A 16328-nucleotide genomic window follows, 5' to 3' on the forward strand; every position below is an offset into this window, starting at 1 on the left:
AATTGCCACGATACCGTGACGTGGTGTGAGTGCCGCAGCCGACACTTTCGGACGACCGACAACCATCTGGTTTGTCCGTGACCGTGAGGATTGCTGAATGCCTGATGAGAGTTTGCACCTGCCTGTGGTCAACACCCTGCTGGAGCGCCACAAGGGCACTCCGGGTGCACTGTTGCCCATTCTTCATGATATTCAGGAACGCATCGGTTACATCCCCGATGCGGCCATCCCCGAAATTGCTCACGCCCTCAATCTGAGTCAGGCGGAGGTTCGCGGGGTGATCAGTTTTTACCATGATTTCCGTACTGCGCCGCCGGCCAAGCATATCCTGCGGCTGTGCCGCGCCGAGTCCTGCAAAAGCCGCGGTGCCGAGCAGTTGGCGGCGCAGTTGCGCGAGCGCCTGCAACTGGATGACCACGGCAGCAGTGCCGATGGCAATATCAGTTTGCGTCCGGTGTATTGCCTTGGCGCTTGCGCCTGTTCGCCCGCTCTGGAGCTGGATGGCCGGGTGCATGCGCGGCTCAGTGCTGAGCGTCTGGATGCTTTGCTCGACGCTTGCCGGGAGGACGCATGATGCCGTCGCTCTATCTGCCTACTGATTCTCTTGCCCGTGCCGTGGGTGCCGATGAAGTCGCGGTGGCGCTGATCACTGCGGCTCAGGAACGCAATCTGCTCCTGGAGTTGCAGCGCACCAGCTCGCGCGGTCTGTACTGGCTGGAACCGCTGCTGGAAGTGGACAGCCCGCAAGGCCGTATCGGCTTCGGCCCGTTGACCGCCGATGATGTGCCGTCAGTGCTCGATGCCTTGCAAGGCGAGCCGTCCGCTCATCCACTGGCCTTGGGCCTGGTGGAAGAATTGCCTTATCTCAAGTCTCAACAACGCCTGCTGTTCGCCCGCGCCGGTATTACCCGACCGTTGTCCCTGGATGATTACCGGGCGCACGGTGGCTTCGAGGGCTTGACCCGTGCCATCGCAGTGGGCGGCGAGCAGGCCGCGACGGAAGTGTTCGATTCGGGCCTGCGTGGCCGTGGCGGCGCGGCCTTCCCGGCCGGGATCAAATGGCGCACGGTCCGCGCCACCCAAGCGGCGCAGAAATACATTGTGTGCAACGCCGACGAAGGTGACTCCGGCACTTTCGCCGACCGCATGCTGATGGAAGGCGACCCCTTCCTGTTGATCGAAGGCATGGCCATTGCCGGCATTACCGTCGGTGCCACTTACGGCTACATCTATGTGCGCTCGGAGTATCCGGATGCCGTGGCCACCCTGCGTCAGGCGCTGAACATCGCCCGGTCCAACGGTTACCTCGGCGCCAATGTCGGCGGCAGCGGTCAGGCTTTCGATATGGAAGTGCGGGTCGGTGCCGGCGCTTATATCTGCGGTGAGGAAACCGCGCTGCTGGATTCGCTCGAAGGCAAACGCGGGATTGTCCGCGCCAAGCCGCCGATCCCTGCGTTGCAAGGGCTGTTCGGCTTGCCGACGCTGGTGCACAACGTGCTGACTTTGGCCTCGGTGCCGCTGATTCTGGCCAAGGGTGCACAGTTTTATCGCGATTACGGCATGGGCCGCTCCCTCGGCACGATGCCCTTCCAGTTAGCGGGCAATATTCGTCACGGCGGGCTGGTGGAACGGGCCTTTGGCCTGACCCTGCGGGAACTGGTGGAAGACTACGGCGGCGGGACAGCCAGTGGCCGACCGCTGAAAGCTGCGCAGGTCGGCGGCCCGCTCGGCACATGGGTGCCGCCGTCGCAATTCGATACGCCGCTGGATTACGAAGCGTTCACCGCCATCGGCGCGATGCTCGGTCACGGTGGTGTGGTGGTGGCAGATGACACGGTGGATATGGCCCAAATGGCGCGTTTCGCCATGCAGTTTTGCGCCGAGGAATCCTGTGGCAAATGCACGCCGTGCCGCATCGGCTCTACCCGGGGCGTGGAGGTGATCGACCGCCTGCTCGCCGCGCCGGACCAGAGCGGTCGCGAAGAGCAGGTGATCATCCTCAAGGACCTGTGCGACACGATGCAATACGGTTCGCTGTGTGCGTTGGGCGGCATGGCCCCGTTTCCGGTGGCCAGCGCCCTCAAGTATTTTCCCGCTGACTTCGGTCTGCAGCCCTCGGAGGCTGACCAATGATCACTGTATTCGACCCGAAAACCGATATGGATCTGGGCACACCGGCCCGCGAAAGCCAGGTGCAAGTCACCCTGAACATCGACGGCCGCAGCATCAGCGTGCCCGAAGGCACCTCGGTGATGCGCGCCGCTGCGCTGCTGGGCACCACGATTCCCAAACTGTGTGCCACCGACAGCCTGGAAGCCTTTGGCTCCTGCCGCATGTGCCTGGTTGAAATCGACGGCATGCGCGGCTATCCCGCGTCCTGCACCACGCCGGTGACTGAAGGCATGACCGTGCACACCCAGACGCCGAAGCTTGCGACCCTGCGCCGCAACGTCATGGAGCTGTACATCTCCGATCACCCGCTGGACTGCCTGACCTGCTCGGCCAACGGCAACTGCGAGTTGCAAACCGTCGCCGGCCAGGTCGGCCTGCGGGAGGTGCGTTACGGCTATGAAGGCGAGAACCATCTGGACGACGTGAAGGACACGTCCAACCCCTACTTCGACTACGACCCGAGCAAGTGCATCGTCTGCAACCGCTGTGTGCGTGCCTGTGAAGAAACCCAGGGCACCTTTGCCCTGACGATTACCGGGCGCGGTTTCGAATCCCGCGTGGCCGCTGCTGGCGGTGATAATTTCCTCGACTCGGAATGCGTGTCCTGCGGCGCCTGTGTGCAAGCCTGCCCCACCGCGACCCTGATGGAAAAAAGCGTGGTCGAACTGGGTCAGCCCGAGCGCAGCGTGATCACCACCTGTGCCTATTGCGGCGTGGGCTGCTCGTTCCGCGCTGAGATGAAAGGCGACCAACTGGTGCGCATGGTTCCGGACAAAAACGGCCACGCCAACCACGGTCACTCCTGCGTCAAAGGGCGCTTTGCCTGGGGCTACGCCACCCACCCGGATCGCATCACCAAGCCGATGATCCGCAAAAACATCAACGATCCCTGGCAGGAAGTCAGCTGGGATGAGGCGGTGACCTACGCCGCCAGCGAATTCCGCCGGTTGCAGCAAAAATATGGCCGCGACTCCATTGGTGGCATCACCTCCAGCCGCTGCACCAACGAAGAAACCTACCTGGTGCAAAAACTGGTGCGCGCCGCGTTCGGCAACAACAACGTCGACACCTGTGCGCGGGTCTGCCACTCGCCGACCGGCTATGGTCTGAAACAAACCTTGGGCGAGTCCGCCGGCACCCAGAGTTTCGACTCGGTGATGCAGGCCGACGTGATCCTGGTGATGGGCGCCAACCCCAGCGACGCCCACCCGGTGTTCGCCTCCCAGCTCAAACGCCGCCTGCGTGAAGGCGCACGACTGATCGTCATCGACCCACGCCGCATTGATTTGGTGGACTCGGTGCATGCCCGCGCCGAACTGCACCTGGCCCTGCGCCCGGGCACAAACGTCGCCATGCTCAACGCGTTGGCCCATACCATCGTGACCGAAGGCCTGCTCAACCAGCCGTTTATCGACGCCCGTTGCGAGGGCAACGATTTTGCGCGCTGGAGCGAATTCGTCAGCCGCGCGGAAAACTCGCCGGAAACCCTTGGACCTGTCTGCGGCGTAGAACCTGCCGACATCCGCGCCGCCGCCCGCCTGTATGCAACCGGTGGCAATGCTGCGATCTATTACGGTCTGGGCGTCACCGAGCACAGCCAGGGCAGCACCGCTGTGATGGGCATCGCCAACCTGGCGATGGTCACTGGCAACATCGGGCGCGAAGGCGTGGGCGTGAACCCGCTGCGAGGGCAGAACAACGTTCAGGGTTCCTGCGACATGGGCTCCTTCCCCCACGAGTTACCCGGCTACCGCCACATTTCCAACGAAGTGGTACGGACGCAGTTCGAGCAGGCGTGGAATGTCACGCTGCAACCCGATCCGGGCCTGCGCATTCCCAACATGTTCGAGTCTGCGCTGGCCGGCAGTTTCAAGGGCTTGTATTGCCAGGGCGAAGACATCGCTCAGAGCGATCCGAATACCCAGCACGTCACCGCGGCGCTGTCGGCCATGGAGTGCGTGGTGGTGCAGGACATTTTCCTCAACGAAACCGCCAGGTTCGCCCACGTGTTCCTGCCGGGCGCTTCGTTCCTGGAAAAGGACGGCACCTTCACCAACGCCGAACGACGCATTTCGCGGGTACGCAAAGTCATGGACCCTCTGGGCGGCAAGGCCGACTGGGAAGGCACGGTGGCCCTGGCCAACGCCCTGGGCTACCCGATGAACTACAAACATCCATCGGAAATCATGGATGAAATCGCCAGCCTGACGCCGACCTTCACCAACGTCAGCTACGCCGCACTGGACAGCCACGGCAGCCTGCAATGGCCGTGCAACGCCGAGGCACCGGACGGCACGCCGACCATGCACATCGAGGAGTTCGTGCGCGGCAAAGGGCGTTTCATGCTCACCGGCTACGTGCCCACCGAGGAAAAGGTCAACAATCGCTATCCGCTGCTGCTGACCACCGGACGCATCCTCAGCCAGTACAACGTCGGCGCCCAGACTCGACGGACCGAGAACGTCGCCTGGCACGATGAAGACCGCCTGGAAATCCACCCGACCGACGCCGAGAGTCGTGGCATCAACGAAGGTGACTGGGTCGGCATCGGCAGCCGCGCTGGCCAGACCGTGCTGCGTGCGCGGGTCACCGAACGGGTTGCGCCGGGCGTGGTGTACACCACCTTCCACTTCCCGGAATCGGGGGCCAACGTCATCACCACCGACAACTCCGACTGGGCCACCAACTGTCCGGAGTACAAGGTCACCGCCGTGGAAGTCAGCCGCGTCTACCACCCTTCCGAGTGGCAAAAACGCTATCAGGCATTCAGCGACGAACAGGATCGTCTGCTTAAAGAACGCCGTCAGGCACGTGGTGCCAAAGCCGAGGTGCGCCGATGAGTACGGACAACCTGATCAAGATGGTCAACCAGATCGCCCAGTACTTCGCCACCGAACCCGACCAGCAACAGGCCGTGCTCGGTGTGCGTAATCATCTGCAGATGTACTGGACGCCCGGCATGCGCAAGGAACTGCTGGCCTGGCAGACGGAGCATCAGGGAGCAGACTTGCACCCACTGGCGCAGGCGGCGGTCAGTGGGGCGGGCTGGGAGGCTTAAGCTCCCACGATCCGTTAAGCCGTCACGCAATTTTTTGTAGCAGCTGGCGCAGCCTGCGTTCGGCTGCGCAGCAGTCGTAAAACCTGAGCTTGCGGTCTTCCTGTAACACCGCATCTTCTTATTTCACGACTGCTGCGCAGCCGAACGCAGGCTGCGCCAGCTGCTACAAGATTGCGTCATTGCAGAAATTACTTAACTGTCCGGGGTTGGATGCACTGGCAAAACGACCAACGCCTCCAACCCACCCTTCGACCGATTACGCAGGGTCAGCTCGCCTCCGTGCTCCAGCACAATCGCCCGCGCCGCCGATAACCCCAAACCAACGCCCCCCGTGCTTTTGTTCCGCGAGCCTTCCATGCGAAAGAACGGTGCAAAAACCTGTTCAAGACTGGCCTCCGGAATACCCGGCCCACGATCCAGCACTTTGATCCTCACCTCCCCGGCTCCGGGGATCAGTTCAATCGCCGGCTCACTCCCGTACTTGATCGCGTTATCCAGCAGATTGGTCATCACCCGCTTAAGCCCCAGCGGTCGCCCGAAATACACCCACCGCAGCGGCCCGCTGAAAGCAATCTCGACACCCTGATCACGGTAATCATCCAGCAGCGTTTGCAGCAGTTCCGCCAGATCAAACTGGGTCGCCGGCTCAAGCCGGGCATCATCGCGGAAGAACTCCAACGCCGAGTTGATCATCGCCTGCATTTCATCCACATCACGAAACAACCGCTGCTGTTGCTCGCTGTCTTCTATGAATTCGCCCCGCAAACGCATCCGCGTCAGAGGCGCGCGCAGGTCGTGGGAGATGGCGGCGAGCATTTGCGTGCGGTCGCGAATGAAGTGCTGCAACTGGGCTTGCATGGCGTTGAACGCGAGAATCGCCTGGCGGATTTCCTGTGGGCCCAGCGGCTCGATGGGCGGTGCGCGGAAGTCCACGCCGAAGCGTCGGGCACCTTCGGCAAAGTGCTGCAACGGCGTGGCAAGGCGCCGGGTGGCGATCAGCGCGACCAGGGCGGTGGAGATCAGTACCAGCAGGATCACGATCAGGTAGCGTGGCGTTTCATCGAGGCCCCAACTGCGCGAGGGCGCGGAGAACATCAGCCATGTCGAATCCGATAGCTCGATCAGCAGCGCGTAATGCGCGTCCGCCGTGTGCTCCGTCCAGTCGGCCGGTTCATAGGCTTCGATGCGCCGGTCTGGGGCTCTGAGCATCGGCTGCAGGATGGTCGAGCCGATGTCGGACTTCGGATCGTCCACGGCCGGCAGATTGAGATCATGCCGGTCCGGGTGCCAACTGACGGTGAAGCCGTTCTCGCTGGCGGCTTGCGCCAACGGGTTGCGCAGGGGCGCAGGAGCGGCCTCGATGACGCGGCTGATGGCGGCAGCTTTTTCCAGCAGGCCGGTTTCGGTCAGCGGCGGGCGCGCCCAGACGCCGGCCAGTTGAATAAACAGCCCGTTGAGCGCCAGTGAAATGAGCATGGCCAAAATGATTGTCAAGGCGATCCAGCGAGCCACCGTATCCCGACGAATCCGCTTCAACCAGCTCATCGCCGCGTCACGCTGGGGGTGAACAGGTAACCGCCGTTGCGCACGGTGCGTATCATCGCCGGCCGTTTGGTGTCGGACTCGAGTTTGCGCCGCAGGCGGCTGACTTGAACGTCGATGCTGCGATCGAACGCTTCATGGCAATGCCCACGCGCCAGGTCCAGCAATTGCTCGCGGGTGAGGATGCGCTGCGGGTGTTCGACGAAGACCAGCAGCAAGTCAAACTCACCGGCCGACAGCGGAATCATCACATTGTCCGGCGAACGCAGCTCCCGACGGGTGACGTCCAGGTGCCAGTCGGCGAAGTCGATCAGCGGCCGTGGCCGTTCCTGCGATACCGGACGGCGCTCGTCCACGCGGCGCAGCACGGCGCGCACTCTGGCCAGCAGCTCACGGGCGTCGAAGGGTTTGGTCAGGTAATCGTCGGCGCCCAGTTCCAGGCCGACTACCCGGTCGCTGAGTTCACCCATGGCGGTGAGCATGATCACCGGCATTGCGTAGCGAATCCGCAGTTGCTGGCACAGGATCAGGCCACTGTCCCCCGGCAACATCACATCAAGAATGATCAGGTCTGGCGGTTGGCGCTCGATGGCCGCCCACAGCGACGCGCCATCGGTGGCGACTTCGACGCTATAGCCGTGTTGCACGAAGAATTTTTTCAGTAGATCGAGGACCTCAAGGTCGTCGTCCACAATTAAAAGACTGTTCACCAAAGGTCACTTAAGGGGCGAATGGAACCGCCATCTAAAACTATTCACGGCAGCGCGTCATATATTTCAATCCTGCAATAAACCAGACATCTTTGAGCAAGGCTTAGGGCTCAGCATCTCGGCGAATTCCTCCCGAGAATCGCGTCCATGTTGCCTTTAAAGTGTGCTCCCTGGCTGACCCGCAACACCTCGATTGCCGTGCTGACCGCAGGGCTGGCGGGCTGCAGCAGTCAGCCGCCGTCCACCACCGAGGTGAGTTGCGCGGACATCGCCTATTCGGTGTACGACCCGGCGGAACCGTTCAATCGTGGGGTCTTCGCGTTTAACCGGGTGGTCGATGACTACGCCCTGGCGCCGGTCGCTCGCGGCTATCGCTACTCGCCGGACTTTTTCCAGACGGGTGTGCATAACTTTGTCACAAACTTTGGCGAGCCCAAGGTATTCATCAATGACCTGCTGCAAGGCAACCCGATGCGCTCGGCCAATACTCTGGGGCGTTTCGTGCTGAACACCACAGTGGGTGTGGTGGGCTTGATCGACGTCTCCGGCATGGCCGGCATCCCGCGTCACGACGCAGATTTCGGCCAGACATTCGGCGTGTGGGGCATCGGCGACGGGCCGATCGTCGAACTGCCTTTGCTCGGCACTTCCAACAGCCGCGACGCCGTCGGCCGCGTGCTCGGTTTTGTGATCGATCCGTTCGGCAGCAACAGTGACACCGTGGACACGCTGTCCACCATCAGCACGGTCGGCGGCATCGTCGATGATCGAGCAGAAGCCTTACCGCTGACCGACAGCCTGCAAAAACTGCCGGACTACTACAGCGCGTTACGCAACGTAGTCGCCGAGCATCGTGCCGCTTACGTGGTCGATGGCAAACAAGGTTCGGCGCAGACAACCAAACATCAATGCACAGGAGCACCGGCCGATGGTTTCTGAAGGCAATAGCCTGATTCTGCAGCAACGGGTCATCCAGCCCGACCCGGCCACTTTGAACTGTCGGGAAATTACCCTGCGCCTGTCAGCGGACTGTCGCCATCTGGTACTCACCCGCTACACCGAACACTATGGCCCGGCGCTGGTGCGATGGATCGAGCGCAGCCACACGGTGTCCGTGACGGAGCTGTTTCGCTGGCTCGTGGCCAATGGCGAGACGGATGTAATAAAGGCCGACAGCGAGCAGTTGCCTTGATTGTCAGATTCGGGCCCGTTGCGTTTCATTGACGTCAGCTGCGTTATCATCCCGCGCTTCTCTGTTCCAAAAACCCGGATATCCATGTCTTTGCCGCTGCCTGACAATCATCAATCCCTGCCACCCGTCCTGGTCGGGCCGCTGTTGCGGCGGCTGGAACCGACGCGGTTGGTGATGTGGCTGGTGGGGTCGCGGGCATTGTCGCTGACGTTGCGCTTGCAAGATCGCGACGATATCCACCTCGACGCGAGTCAGTGCACGGTCATTGCGGTGGGCACCCAGGCCTTTGTTCATTTGATCGATGTGTCGCTGGACACCGCCCTGCCCTGCGACACGTTAATCGAATACGACCTGCTGATTGACGACGCTGACGCCGGCATCGCCGTTTGGGCCCCGCACTTGCTGTACGGCGACGCCCGTTGCCCAAACTTCGTCCTGCGTAAACGGGCCGATCATCTGTTGCACGGCTCCTGCCGCAAACCTCACCATCCGGCCCCGGACGGTTTGCTGTGCGTCGATCGTTTGCTGGAGGCCGAGCCGGACGCACACAAACGCCCGGCGCTGTTGATGATGAGCGGCGATCAGGTTTATGCCGACGATGTCGCGGGCCCGATGCTGCGAGCCATCCATGCCTTGATCAAGCGACTGGGGCTGTTCGAAGAGCACCTCGAAGGCGCGGTGGTCAGCGACAGCGCCAAGCTCTACGAGCACCCCGCCAGCTACTACCATCGTGCGGATTTGTTACCGGCGCTGGAGAGCAACGAAACCCTGCGCGAGCGATTTTTCGGTGGGGCGCGTAAGCCGATTTTCACCAGCAGCAGTGCCGATAACCATCTGGTGACGTTCGCCGAAGTCATGGCCATGTACCTGCTGGTCTGGTCGCCGACACCCTGGACCTTGATCGCCCCGCAACCACCGGCACTGACGCCAGCAAGACGCGAGCGTTATGCCCTTGAGCAGACGCGCATCGATGGCTTCCAGGCCGGTCTGGGAGGCGTCGCCCGAGCACTCGCTCACCTGCCGTGCCTGATGATTTTCGACGACCACGATATTACCGATGACTGGAATCTTTCCGCGCAATGGGAGGAAACGGCCTACGGCCATCCGTTCTCCAGGCGCATCATCGGTAACGCGCTGATTGCTTACATGCTGTGCCAGGGCTGGGGCAACAACCCGGATGCGTTCGGCGCGGTGCTGAAGAAGGCCAGCGGACTGAGCGCGACCGGGCATGACCGCTACCTCGACAGTGACACTCAGGACGAGTTGATTGACGAACTGCTGAGGTTTCAGAACTGGCATTACGTGCTGCCCACCCGCCCGGCCATCGTCGTGCTCGACACCCGAACCCGACGCTGGCGCAGCGAGATGAACCTCAAGCAGCCTTCGGGTTTGCTGGACTGGGAAGCCCTCAGTGAACTGCAACAGGATCTGCTCGATCACCCTTCGGCCATCATCGTTTCGCCGGCACCGATCTTCGGCGTCAAACTGATCGAAACCGTGCAGCGCGTCTTCAGCTGGTGCGGTTATCCCCTGCTGGTGGATGCCGAAAACTGGATGGCCCATCGCGGTGCGGCCCAGGTGATCCTGAACATTTTCCGACACTCGCGCACACCCGGTAACTACGTGGTGCTGTCGGGCGATGTGCATTATTCCTTCGTCTACGAAGTACTGATCCGACACCGCAAGGCCGGCCCGCGCATCTGGCAGATCACCAGCAGCGGCATCAAAAACGAATTCCCGCCGGCGCTGCTCGAGTGGTTCGACCGCCTCAACCGCTGGCTCTACTCGCCCCGCTCGCCGCTCAACTGGCTGACCAAACGCCGACGCATGCGCATTGTTCCCCATGTCCCGGAACATGCTGAAGCGGGTGAACGGCTGTGGAATTCGGCGGGGATCGGGCAAGTGTTCTTTAATGAAAAAGGACAGCCGCAGGAGATCTATCAGCACAACTCAAACGGTTCGCCGAAGACCCGGATGGTTGCGCCTGAGAATGATGACTGAAGGCTGATCGTTCCCACGCTCTGCGTACAAGATCGGCGTTGCTCATGAACCTCACCCGAACCCTGATCATCGGCAACTCCGGTTCCGGCAAAAGCTGGCTGGCCGAACGTCTGGCCAACCGCCTGCAAGTGCCGTGGGTCGATCTCGATTCGATTCACTGGTTGTCCGACGAACACAGCATCGCCCGCCCCCGTGCCGAGGCGCTGGGCATGGCACGGGTGGTGGCCAGTGAAGAGCGCTGGGTGATCGAAGGCGTTTACGGCTGGATCATCAGCGAACTCTTGCCCCGGGCGACAGCACTGATCTGGCTGTGTGTTGAAGATGAGGAGTGTGTTGCCAATATTCGTCAGCGAGAAGCACAGCGGGACAAGAATGACGAGTTGTTGATTGCGTTGCTCGACTGGGCCGGCAGCTATCGCATGCGCGAAGAGTCCAGTGGATTTGCTGCGCATCAGCGTCTGTTCGATGGGTTTGGCGGTTCGAAACGGCAACTCGTGAGCCGAGCGCAAATGAATGATTTCATCCATTCTCCACCCCGCACCTGGCGCATTTGAGCGCTGGGGATGGCGTGTTAATCGGATCGGGATTACATCGATCACGGAAACGTCTCGAAGAATCATCGGCGATACTCAGTACAAACGTAGATGCATCGTCTGCGTAACGACCACTCGTAGGTATCACCTTGTCATCCTGTACTCATTTCTGTACGTTCTTTGCATTGAGCGAGGACTACAACATGCAAACCATTAACTACACCACAGCACGTGCACACCTTGCAGAAACCATGGATCGGGTAAATGAAGACCGCGCCCCATTGTTGGTAACGCGCCAGAAAGGCGAACCCGTGGTGATGATGTCTCTGGCGGAATACAACGCCCTCGAAGAGACAGCCTATCTGCTTCGTTCTCCTGCCAATGCTGAACGTCTGATCAAATCGATCGGCAACCTGCGAGCAGGGAAAACCAAAGCAAGGCAACTCATCGAAGAATGAATATCGAGTTCACTACAGAAGGTTGGGACGACTACCTATGGTTCCAACAAAACGACAAGGCCGGCCTCAAACGAATCAACCTGTTGATTAAAGCGATTCAGCGGGAGCCATTTGAAGGCGTGGGTAAACCTGAGCCGCTCAAACACAATTTGAGCGGCTTCTGGTCTCGGCGAATCACTGCCGAGCATCGCTTGGTCTACGCAGTCGAGGACGGTGAAATACGCATCGTGATGTGTAGATACCACTACTGAGATAAATCTCAGGCCACTTTCACCGCCCGACAAACCCCTCTGACAATCATCTCCACTTCCCGCTCATCAATCGTCAGCGGCGGCAGCAAGCGAATGGTCTTGCCCCTTGTCACGTTGATCAGCAAACCGTGATCCCGCGCTGCGATCAGGGTCAGGTCGCGAATCGGCTGTTTGAGTTCGATGCCAATCATCAATCCCAGGCCGCGGATCTCCAGGACGTTCGGGTCGTCCGCCAATTCAATGCGCAATCTGGCCAGCAAACGCTCGCCCTGAAGTTTGGCGTTTTCCAGCAGCCCTTGTTCTTCGATGATTTCCAGCACGGTGCAACCGACCCGGCAGGCCAGTGGATTGCCGCCGAAGGTGCTGCCGTGACTGCCGGGGGTAAAGAGGTCGGCGGCTTTGCCTCGGGCCAGGCAGGCGCCGATTGGAATACCGTTGCCGAGGCCTTTGGCCAGGGTCATGACGTCCGGAACGATGCCTTCGTGCTGAAAGGCGAACCACTGGCCGGTGCGGCCGATGCCGGTCTGGATTTCGTCGAGCATCAACAACCACGAGCGCCGAGTGCAGAGTTCGCGAATGGCTTTCAAATAACCGGGCGGGGCCATTTGGACACCACTTTCACCCTGAATCGGTTCCATCAGGATCGCCACAATGCGCGGGCCGTGGGCTTGTTGCACCTTGTCCAGCGCCTTGAGGTCACCGAATGGCACTTTGACGAAGTCCCCCGGCAACTCGTTGAAGCCCAGGCGCACGGCCGGGCCATCACTGGCGGACAAGGTGCCCAGGGTCCGGCCGTGAAAAGCGTTTTCCATGACCACCACCAGCGGTTGTTCAATGCCTTTTTGCCAGCCATACAACCGAGCGAGTTTCAGCGCCGTCTCGTTGGCTTCGGCACCGGAGTTGTTGAAGAAGGCTCGCTCCATGCCCGCCAATTGCGTCAATTTCTGCGCCAGCCGCTGTTGCCAATCAATGCTGTAGAGGTTGGAAGTGTGCAACAGCAACCCGGCCTGTTCGCTGATGGCCGAGACAATTTTCGGATGGGAGTGACCGACGTTGGTCACTGCCACGCCCGCCACCGCGTCCAGGTATTCACGACCGGCCTGATCCCACAGGCGTGTGCCCAGGCCCTTGCTGAAACTCAAGGGCAAGGGTTGGTAAGTGGTCATCAGGCAGGCGGCGGTCATGACATCAAGCTCCATCAATGGTCGGTGTTTTTGCAGTATGGTTAGCCACCTGAGCTAGATAAACGCTGCAACACTTCAATCATTTTAAAGCTGGGTTTGATAATGGATTTATTCCAGGCAATGACCGTTTACGTCAAAGTGGTGGAAACCGGCAGCATGACCGCCGCCGCGTTGCAGTGCGAAATGTCCACCACCATGGTCGGCAATCACCTGCGGGCGTTGGAGCAACGCCTGGGTGTGCGCCTGCTCCACCGAACGACACGACGCCAGCGGTTAACGGAATTCGGCACCGCTTATTACCAGCGTTGCCTCGAAGTGCTGGGGCTGGTGGCCGACTCCGAACGGTTGGCCGAGCAGGCCCTCGACGAACCCAGTGGCACCTTGCGCATCACCGCACCGCTGACGTTCGGCAGCGAAAAACTGGCACCGGCCCTGAGTGAATTCACCCTGCTGTGTCCACGCGTCAAATTGGATGTGGTCCTCACCAATCGCCGTCCGGACCTGATCGAAAACGGTTTCGACGTGGCATTTCGTCTGGGCAATACCGAGGAGGCCCACTTGATCGCCCGTCCACTCCTCGACTACAGCCTGACCATGTGTGCATCACCGGAGTACCTGGCGCGCAAAGGCACACCGCAGAAACCTGACGATCTGCAACACCACGACTGTCTGTCCTTTGCCTATCCGGCCGGGGATGACTGGCAGTCGGTGGAAAAACATTGGCGCCTGACCGGTCCCGAAGGCGAAGTGGCGGTAGCGGTCAATGGACCGATGCTGATCAACAGTTCGGCAGGACTGCATCAAGCGGCGCGAACCGGCATGGGCATCGTGGTGTTGCCTGATGCGTTGATGGAGCAAGATCTCAAGGACGGAAAACTGGTGGCATTGATGCCCAATTACTTGCCGCCGAGCCGACCGATGAACCTGATGTATGCCCAGGATCGCTACCGTTTGCCAAAACTGCGTAGTTTCGTCGACTTTGCCTTGCAGAGATGGGGCAAGCACTAGCCGGCTCAATACGCCATCGACTAATCTCCACGACAGGCGGGTCACTTAGATATCAGGGCGGCAAGGAGTGCGGAGATGGGTGAAGCGTCGAATATCGAGCCGTTGAAGTTCAATCTGTCGGATTTGAACGAAGACATGCTGCACACCATTCTGGAGCTGGTCAGCGACGGCATCTGGGACTGGAACGCCAACACAGGGTTCGTCTATCGCAACCCCGGGTGGTACGAGATGCTCGGCTACCCGCCTCATTCCCTGGATAACAACGTGTTGACCTGGGAAAACGTGATCCATCCCGACGATTACCAGCAGGTCATGACACTGTTCGATGACTACCTGAATCAGCGCGCTCCCGGCTATCAGGCCGAGTATCGCTGCCGCATGCAGGATGGCAGCTATACCTGGATCGAAGACCGTGGCTACGTACTGGCACGCAATGCCGACGGCTCGGTGGCGCGGATGGTCGGCGCGCACCGCAGCATTGAAGACAAGAAGCGCCTGTACGAAGCGCTTGAACGGCGCAACCAATCCCTGGAAGCGATCGTTGAAGAACGCACCCGAGAACTGTCTCGCGTCAATCAGCAACTGCAAATCCAACTCGAAGAAAACCGAAAACTGGCGGAAACCGACACGCTGACCTCAATCGCCAATCGCTACCTTCTGGAAAAAGCCCTGCCCCAGGAATGCGACCGCGCCCAACGCTTTCGACAACCGCTGTCGCTGATTGCGATGGACATCGACGACTTCAAGAACATCAACGATCACTATGGCCACGCGCTGGGCGATGCAGCATTGGTGCAGGTGATCGAGAGCGTGAAGCACTGCGTACGCGAGGGTGATCTGCTCGCCCGTTGGGGTGGCGATGAGTTCATCCTGATCCTTCCCAATACACCACTCGCCGACGCCCGGACCCTCGCCGAACGTATCCGCCATGACCTCGCAAGCCTGCTGCCAGTGGGGGACTTTCAAGTGACCATGAGTTTTGGCGTGGTTCAGCGCTTTGACGAAGAACAACAGACCGGACTGCTGGCCAGGGCCGATCAGGCGCTGTATCGGTCGAAGATCGCGGGCAAGAATGTGATTTCCGGATGAACAACGCCTTGCATGTCCGCGATGTACTCCCTTCGGAAGTCGAGTCCGTGCGCCTTTTCCTGGGGCAAAACGGATGGGCTCATCGCACAGGTTCCGCTGAACATTTTGCTCAGTTGATCACTCACTCCCAACGCACAGCCCTTGCTATGAAGGACTCCCAAATTATTGGTTTTGCCCGAGGCATCACAGACGGCCTATCAAACGGTTATCTGTCGATGGTCGTTGTCTGTGGACAACATCGACGTGAAGGTGTCGGGCGCGCGCTGGTCGAGCATGTCATGGGCGAGAACACCGACATGACCTGGGTTCTGCGAGCAGGCCGGGAAGGTGCTTCGGATTTCTTTTCAAGCCTGGGGTTTGAAACCTCGACCATTGCGATGGAGCGCCCGCGTCGTAAATAGCCAACCCGCCATTCACATCCCCGCCTTCACCAACACCGGTTTCTCCTGGTACCGATCCGGATAAAGCTTTTTCAGCTGCGCGACCTTCGGTAGATCGTTGATCACAATGTACGGATAGGTCGGGTGCTCGGTCAGAAAGTCCTGATGTTCCTCCTCCGCCGGGTAGAAACCGTTGTAGGTCTCCAGCTTGGTGACAATGGGTTTGTTGAACGAATGGGCGGCGTCGAGCTGGGCGACGTAGGCCTGGGCGACACGTTGCTGTTCGCTGTTTTCCGGGAAAAGCGCCGAGCGATACTGAGTGCCGTGGTCAGGTCCCTGACGGTTGAGTTCGGTAGGGTTGTGAGCTACCGAGAAGTAGATTTGCAGCAAGGTGCCGTAGCTGACCTGATGGGGGTCGAAGGTGACTTCGACGGATTCCGCATGACCGGTATCGCCACCGCTGACCCGCTCGTACTGAGCCGTGTTGGCTGCACCGCCGGCGTAACCGGAGACCGCTTTTTTCACCCCTTTGACATGTTGGAACACGCCTTGGACGCCCCAGAAACAACCGCCGGCAAAGACCGCCCTTTCGCTGGCGGCCTGGGTGGTTTCGTCGAGGGTGGGTGGAGGAATGATGACCGCGTCTTCCGTCGCACCGAAGGAGAACGCCAGGCATTGGCCGATGACGCCGGCAGCGGCCAGGCCCAACAGGGTGCGGCGCCAGGTGAATAGGGTTTTCATGAGGCTGAT

Annotated in this window: 17 protein-coding genes; 13 read left to right on the forward strand and 4 right to left on the reverse strand. The window is 60.4% G+C overall.

What is annotated here, in order from left to right:
- The first annotated feature begins 97 nt into the window (after positions 1-97).
- Genes ABH912_RS14985 through ABH912_RS15000 form a run of 4 tightly spaced genes read left to right on the forward strand, consistent with a single transcriptional unit; the run spans position 98 to position 5230 of the window.
- Positions 98-574, forward strand: coding sequence for a formate dehydrogenase subunit gamma (locus ABH912_RS14985; protein WP_429511019.1), 477 nt, complete (start codon positions 98-100; stop codon positions 572-574).
- Complete coding sequence (locus ABH912_RS14990) at positions 571-2133, forward strand: formate dehydrogenase beta subunit (protein ID WP_429511020.1); 1563 nt, start codon at positions 571-573, stop codon at positions 2131-2133. Before ABH912_RS14985 ends, ABH912_RS14990 begins: the two co-directional genes overlap by 4 nt.
- Positions 2130-5012: a formate dehydrogenase subunit alpha gene (gene fdhF / locus ABH912_RS14995; RefSeq protein ID WP_429511021.1), complete on the forward strand. Its 2883-nt coding sequence runs from the start codon at positions 2130-2132 to the stop codon at positions 5010-5012. The genes ABH912_RS14990 and fdhF overlap by 4 nt, the downstream gene beginning before the upstream one ends.
- The gene (locus ABH912_RS15000; protein WP_033061439.1) at positions 5009-5230 is read left to right on the forward strand and encodes a formate dehydrogenase subunit delta; all 222 of its coding nucleotides are present in this window, start codon (positions 5009-5011) and stop codon (positions 5228-5230) included. The genes fdhF and ABH912_RS15000 overlap by 4 nt, the downstream gene beginning before the upstream one ends.
- 192 nt (positions 5231-5422) lie before the next feature.
- Here ABH912_RS15000 and ABH912_RS15005 read toward each other — a convergent pair whose 3' ends face one another.
- A complete protein-coding gene (locus tag ABH912_RS15005; RefSeq protein WP_429511022.1) occupies positions 5423-6775 on the reverse strand; it encodes an ATP-binding protein in 1353 nt (450 codons plus the stop codon).
- Entirely contained in the window at positions 6772-7482 is a 711-nt protein-coding gene (locus ABH912_RS15010; protein WP_033061436.1) for a response regulator, read from the reverse strand. The genes ABH912_RS15005 and ABH912_RS15010 overlap by 4 nt, the downstream gene beginning before the upstream one ends.
- A 147-nt stretch (positions 7483-7629) precedes the next feature.
- On the opposite strand from ABH912_RS15010, the gene ABH912_RS15015 reads away from it, so the two are divergent.
- From ABH912_RS15015 to ABH912_RS15040, 6 genes are all read left to right on the forward strand, one after another.
- Positions 7630-8421 carry an MlaA family lipoprotein gene (locus tag ABH912_RS15015; protein ID WP_429511023.1) on the forward strand — a complete coding sequence of 264 codons (792 nt, stop codon included), beginning with the start codon at positions 7630-7632 and terminating at the stop codon, positions 8419-8421.
- A complete protein-coding gene (locus tag ABH912_RS15020) occupies positions 8411-8674 on the forward strand; it encodes a hypothetical protein (protein ID WP_046056936.1) in 264 nt (87 codons plus the stop codon). Before ABH912_RS15015 ends, ABH912_RS15020 begins: the two co-directional genes overlap by 11 nt.
- 84 nt (positions 8675-8758) lie before the next feature.
- Positions 8759-10675: an alkaline phosphatase D family protein gene (locus ABH912_RS15025; protein ID WP_429511024.1), complete on the forward strand. Its 1917-nt coding sequence runs from the start codon at positions 8759-8761 to the stop codon at positions 10673-10675.
- 44 nt (positions 10676-10719) lie between these two features.
- Positions 10720-11229 carry an adenylate kinase gene (locus ABH912_RS15030; RefSeq protein ID WP_033061431.1) on the forward strand — a complete coding sequence of 170 codons (510 nt, stop codon included), beginning with the start codon at positions 10720-10722 and terminating at the stop codon, positions 11227-11229.
- A gap of 182 nt (positions 11230-11411) precedes the next feature.
- On the forward strand, positions 11412-11666 hold the full coding sequence (locus ABH912_RS15035; protein ID WP_082069261.1) for a type II toxin-antitoxin system prevent-host-death family antitoxin: 255 nt from the start codon (positions 11412-11414) through the stop codon (positions 11664-11666).
- A complete protein-coding gene (locus ABH912_RS15040) occupies positions 11663-11917 on the forward strand; it encodes a Txe/YoeB family addiction module toxin (RefSeq protein WP_033061429.1) in 255 nt (84 codons plus the stop codon). Before ABH912_RS15035 ends, ABH912_RS15040 begins: the two co-directional genes overlap by 4 nt.
- Positions 11918-11925: 8 nt before the next feature.
- Here the strand turns inward: ABH912_RS15040 and ABH912_RS15045 are convergent, their stop codons facing one another.
- Positions 11926-13101, reverse strand: coding sequence for an aspartate aminotransferase family protein (locus ABH912_RS15045; RefSeq protein WP_429511025.1), 1176 nt, complete (start codon positions 13099-13101; stop codon positions 11926-11928).
- A 102-nt stretch (positions 13102-13203) separates the two neighbouring features.
- Between ABH912_RS15045 and ABH912_RS15050 the strand changes: the two genes are divergently transcribed.
- The 3 genes from ABH912_RS15050 (at position 13204) to ABH912_RS15060 (ending at position 15599) form a co-directional block, all read left to right on the forward strand.
- A complete protein-coding gene (locus ABH912_RS15050; RefSeq protein ID WP_429511026.1) occupies positions 13204-14109 on the forward strand; it encodes a LysR family transcriptional regulator in 906 nt (301 codons plus the stop codon).
- A gap of 75 nt (positions 14110-14184) precedes the next feature.
- Positions 14185-15198, forward strand: a complete 1014-nt coding sequence (locus ABH912_RS15055) for a sensor domain-containing diguanylate cyclase (RefSeq protein WP_429511027.1) — start codon at positions 14185-14187, stop codon at positions 15196-15198.
- Positions 15195-15599 carry a GNAT family N-acetyltransferase gene (locus tag ABH912_RS15060; protein ID WP_429511028.1) on the forward strand — a complete coding sequence of 135 codons (405 nt, stop codon included), beginning with the start codon at positions 15195-15197 and terminating at the stop codon, positions 15597-15599. The genes ABH912_RS15055 and ABH912_RS15060 overlap by 4 nt, the downstream gene beginning before the upstream one ends.
- 12 nt (positions 15600-15611) lie before the next feature.
- On the opposite strand, the gene msrA is transcribed toward ABH912_RS15060, so the two are convergent.
- A complete protein-coding gene (msrA, locus tag ABH912_RS15065) occupies positions 15612-16319 on the reverse strand; it encodes a peptide-methionine (S)-S-oxide reductase MsrA (protein ID WP_429511029.1) in 708 nt (235 codons plus the stop codon).
- Between the last annotated feature and the right edge of the window lie 9 nt (positions 16320-16328).

The organism is Pseudomonas sp. BT76 TE3572, from assembly GCF_050435365.1.
GTDB classification, from domain to species: Bacteria; Pseudomonadota; Gammaproteobacteria; order Pseudomonadales; family Pseudomonadaceae; genus Aquipseudomonas; species Aquipseudomonas fluorescens_W.

Coding starts and splice junctions, on each gene's coding strand:
- ABH912_RS14985 (WP_429511019.1), top strand. CDS start 98: ATGCCTGATGAGAGTTTGCACCTGCCTGTGGTCAACACCCTGCTGGAG.
- ABH912_RS14990 (WP_429511020.1), top strand. CDS start 571: ATGATGCCGTCGCTCTATCTGCCTACTGATTCTCTTGCCCGTGCCGTG.
- fdhF (WP_429511021.1), top strand. CDS start 2,130: ATGATCACTGTATTCGACCCGAAAACCGATATGGATCTGGGCACACCG.
- ABH912_RS15000 (WP_033061439.1), top strand. CDS start 5,009: ATGAGTACGGACAACCTGATCAAGATGGTCAACCAGATCGCCCAGTAC.
- ABH912_RS15005 (WP_429511022.1), bottom strand. CDS start 6,775: ATGAGCTGGTTGAAGCGGATTCGTCGGGATACGGTGGCTCGCTGGATC.
- ABH912_RS15015 (WP_429511023.1), top strand. CDS start 7,630: ATGTTGCCTTTAAAGTGTGCTCCCTGGCTGACCCGCAACACCTCGATT.
- ABH912_RS15020 (WP_046056936.1), top strand. CDS start 8,411: ATGGTTTCTGAAGGCAATAGCCTGATTCTGCAGCAACGGGTCATCCAG.
- ABH912_RS15025 (WP_429511024.1), top strand. CDS start 8,759: ATGTCTTTGCCGCTGCCTGACAATCATCAATCCCTGCCACCCGTCCTG.
- ABH912_RS15030 (WP_033061431.1), top strand. CDS start 10,720: ATGAACCTCACCCGAACCCTGATCATCGGCAACTCCGGTTCCGGCAAA.
- ABH912_RS15035 (WP_082069261.1), top strand. CDS start 11,412: ATGCAAACCATTAACTACACCACAGCACGTGCACACCTTGCAGAAACC.
- ABH912_RS15040 (WP_033061429.1), top strand. CDS start 11,663: ATGAATATCGAGTTCACTACAGAAGGTTGGGACGACTACCTATGGTTC.
- ABH912_RS15045 (WP_429511025.1), bottom strand. CDS start 13,101: ATGACCGCCGCCTGCCTGATGACCACTTACCAACCCTTGCCCTTGAGT.
- ABH912_RS15050 (WP_429511026.1), top strand. CDS start 13,204: ATGGATTTATTCCAGGCAATGACCGTTTACGTCAAAGTGGTGGAAACC.
- ABH912_RS15055 (WP_429511027.1), top strand. CDS start 14,185: ATGGGTGAAGCGTCGAATATCGAGCCGTTGAAGTTCAATCTGTCGGAT.
- ABH912_RS15060 (WP_429511028.1), top strand. CDS start 15,195: ATGAACAACGCCTTGCATGTCCGCGATGTACTCCCTTCGGAAGTCGAG.
- msrA (WP_429511029.1), bottom strand. CDS start 16,319: ATGAAAACCCTATTCACCTGGCGCCGCACCCTGTTGGGCCTGGCCGCT.